1 protein-coding gene is annotated in these 1,011 nt (G+C 33.1%); it reads right to left on the bottom strand.

Going from position 1 to position 1,011, the window contains the following annotated elements:
* Positions 1-213: 213 nt before the first annotated feature.
* Positions 214-891 (bottom strand): hypothetical protein, encoded by a 678-nt coding sequence (locus tag ACE1ET_RS20450; protein ID WP_375730285.1) that lies wholly within the window; start codon positions 889-891, stop codon positions 214-216.
* Positions 892-1,011: the final 120 nt, after the last annotated feature.

The following is a 1,011-nucleotide window of genomic DNA, read 5'->3' as shown; positions in this document are numbered from 1 at the left end:
TGATTTAGAGTTGTCAAAAAATAATGATTTTATGAAATCAAGTATATGAGTCATTTTGTAAAATTAATGCCAACGTTCCCGCGGTATGGTGTCGTGGCAGTTTCTTTCACCCGTGAAAGGAACTGTCATGACGAAAAGAGTTGGCAGCGAATGTTGAATTATTTTATTTAAAAGTACTGCCATGCACTATACCGTGTGTTAGCAGCTGTTTTTCTACCTATTAGATTCATTTTCATATTTTAAATTAAACTCATATTTTTTTCTGTCAGCAGCCAATTTTTCAGAAAATGGGATAAATGAAATATTTAGAAGATCAACAATTTTCTGATAATAATCCATTGTTGATGATTCATATTTAAAAGGTTGCACAGAATAGAAATTTGCAAAGGAAATTGAGTCCTTAATTAGAGTTTCTACCGTATAAAAAGTTGGGGAACAGACAGTAAATTTTGAATAGTCTATTTCTTCAGATGAAGTAATCCTATAAATATTTAAAGAATCCAGACTTTGCGTAAATTCTTTCCATCCTTGAAGTGGTATTAACTCAATTTGATTATAGGTCTCAATTGGTCTTGATTTTCTTTTTGTCCAAAAATAATGTTTGTGGTCTATGCCATAGGTTACATATTCGCAATAAAATTCATTTTCATATTTAGCAATAGTTAATATTTCTAATGGTTCGAACTCCCTCTGTATCCAGAAACGAATCACTGTATCTGATTTCAGTCTTGATATATGAGGGAATCCCCATACGCTAGCTTCACATGGTTCAAATTGCTTTAATTCTATCGGAATTAACACTCCTGTTTGAATTTTCTGCCCTGTTCTACAATTTGTCAAGGAAAAACAAATAAGAGAAAAAATCGAAAATCTAATAAAGGTTTTTTTCATATAATTTGTATTCGTGTTGCTCTATTGTCTGGTAATAGCTGCTAACGTTCCCGCGGTATGCTGTCGTGGCAGTTTCTTTCCGACGGGAAAGGAACTGTCAGGACAAAAGTGACAGCTGCG

It is taken from the genome of Quyinboa mangrovi (assembly GCF_042219825.1).
Lineage (GTDB): Bacteria > Bacteroidota > Bacteroidia > Bacteroidales > UBA5342 > JBHJHP01.
This window is presented reverse-complemented; position numbering and strand designations above follow the sequence as displayed.

Excerpts from the sequence above, each read along its gene's own strand:
- ACE1ET_RS20450 (WP_375730285.1), bottom strand. The coding sequence starts at position 891 with ATGAAAAAAACCTTTATTAGATTTTCGATTTTTTCTCTTATTTGTTTT.